This window comes from Streptomyces sp. YS-3 (assembly GCF_045257485.1).
Classification (GTDB): domain Bacteria; phylum Actinomycetota; class Actinomycetes; order Streptomycetales; family Streptomycetaceae; genus Streptomyces.
On record NZ_JBJHPC010000854.1, the window covers coordinates 1 to 2,140 of the forward strand.

A 2,140-nucleotide genomic window follows, 5' to 3' on the forward strand; every position below is an offset into this window, starting at 1 on the left:
GGGCCACGCCGTCCCCGGCGGGCTCTTCCGTCGTGTCGTCGGGGGCGGTGGCCTGGGCTCCGTCGCCGCCGTCGTTCTCGTCGTGGGCTCCGGGCAGGTGCCTGCTCGACGGCGAGGACCCGTGGGCCTCGGCGCGGATGCGCTGCTTCATGGTGGGCGGCAGAGCCGAGGCACTGGGCAGGGCCCATCGCACGTTCGGCGGGGCCACGCCGTCCCCGGCGGGCTCTTCCGTCGTGTCGTCGGGGGCGGTGGCCTGGGCTCCGTCGCCGCCGTCGTTCTCGTCGTGGGCTCCGGGCAGGTGCCTGCTCGACGGCGAGGACCCGTGGGCCTCGGCGCGGATGCGCTGCTTCATGGTGGGCGGCAGAGCCGAGGCACTGGGCAGGGCCCATCGCACGTTCGGCGTCTCGGGCGCCGCGGCTTCGCTCAGGTGGCGCGGGGCGCCCTGCTGGGGTACGGAAGCGGCTGCGGCTGCCTGACCGGTCAGTCCGAAGAAGGCGAGGAGGGCGACGAGCGCGCCGATGAGTGCGGTCCACCAGGTCGTGAGCTTGCTGGTTGCCATGACTTCCTCGCTTCTGTGTCGTTCCGGGTTGCCCGATTTGCGTTGTATCTCATGATGTGCAAGACCGGCGGAGAGCGAGGGAGCGACGCACGGTATGGGCCGATGTTCCGATGAACTGCACTCGGATGGACCATCACCGATTGATATCGATCGGTGTGTATAGTCGGGCGGCAGAGGTCCCTTACGTCAAGGAAAGACGAGGTCGCGCGGTGAAGAAGCTCCTCCTGGTCGCACTGGCCGCCATCGGCGGGCTCCTCGTGTACCGCCAGATCCAGGCGGATCGCGCCGAGCAGGACCTGTGGACGGAGGCGACCGACTCCGTGCCCGCAGGTTCGGGTGTGTGAGCCCCACAGAGTCCCGTTGCAGAGCCCCGGCCGCCGATGCGGCCGGGGCTCTGTGCTGTCATGTGCCCCGGGGCGAGCACCCCACGGGTTCACCTGCGCAAATCAATGGCTTGCAGAAGCAAAATTGAAGGGGGCGCGGCGGCATGAGGAACCAGCGTGGGAAGGGCCGGGCCGTGGCCGCCGTGGCCGCGTCGCTCATCACGCTGACGGCTCTCTACGGGCCGGGCGCCCAGGCCGCCGACGGCCCCCGGCCGCACCGCCCGGCCCGCGCCGAGAGCCCCTACCGCTACGACCCCCGCGCCCAGCCCGTCACCGGCGCCGCGACCGGCCCGGGCGCGCCCCGGCTGGCGGCCGGAGCGGTGTACCGCTCGGTTCTCGGACCCGACACCAAGGCGTACTACCAGGTCGACCTGGGCGCCACCGGAGACGCCTATGTGTCGGCCGTGGTGGTGCCGAGGCCGGACGCCGGGGTCGTCTTCGGTGACGGCATCGAGCTCACGCTCCAGGACCGCGACGGCAACACCTGCGCCACCGGCCGGGCGACCTTCGGCTCGCCCGAGTATGCGAGGCCGGTCGCCGCGTACGTCTCACGGGGCAAGACCGACAACCGGACGTCCTGTCAGACGGCGGGCCGCTACTACGTGTTGGCCCAGCGGATCGGGGACGCGGCCTCGGCGCCCGGCGAATGGGGGCTGGAACTGCGGCACGTCAGGGAACCGGGGCTCACGGCCCAGGAGCCCACGGCCGCGCCCACGGATTGGCCGACCGCCTCGCCGCCCGCGCCCTCCTCGGCCGCGCACACGGCCCACGGCGGTACGGGCTTCGCCGACGCGCCCCGGCTGGGCGCCGGCGCCTGGCGCGACACGCTGAGGCCGGGCGCCACGCTCTTCTACCGCGTCCCGGTCGGCTGGGGGCAGCAGCTCTTCGCCACCGCCGAACTGGGCCGCGCCCCCGGCAGCGGATACGTGCCCCACGCCCTCGACTTCCAGCTCTACAACCCGGCGCTGGGCCCGGTGGCGGACGCGGAGACGGGGTACGACGGGAAGCCCGCCTCCGTCTCCTTCCCGCCGCTCCCGGCGGTGGCGTACAGAAACCGTTACTCCACCTCGGACCAGGTCGGCGCGCTGCGCCTGGGCGGCGACCACTACCTGGCGGTCAGCCTCAGCCCCAAGGCCGCCCGGACGCTCGGCTCGGGGACCTATCCCGTGACGCTCCGGGTGGAGGTACGGGGTGAGGC

Annotated in this window: 3 protein-coding genes; 2 read left to right on the top strand and 1 reads right to left on the bottom strand. The window is 72.9% G+C overall.

Features of this window, described 5'->3' with window-relative positions:
- Positions 1–559: DUF6344 domain-containing protein (locus tag ACJA3G_RS35565; protein WP_406557161.1), on the bottom strand; the 559-nt coding region annotated here is incomplete at its 3' end.
- A gap of 209 nt (positions 560–768) precedes the next feature.
- Between ACJA3G_RS35565 and ACJA3G_RS35570 the strand changes: the two genes are divergently transcribed.
- The gene (locus ACJA3G_RS35570; protein WP_003958712.1) at positions 769–903 is read left to right on the top strand and encodes a DLW-39 family protein; all 135 of its coding nucleotides are present in this window, start codon (positions 769–771) and stop codon (positions 901–903) included.
- Positions 904–1,046: 143 nt separating this feature from the next.
- A partial coding sequence (locus ACJA3G_RS35575; protein ID WP_406557162.1) for a hypothetical protein occupies positions 1,047–2,140 on the top strand: 1,094 nt, incomplete at its 3' end.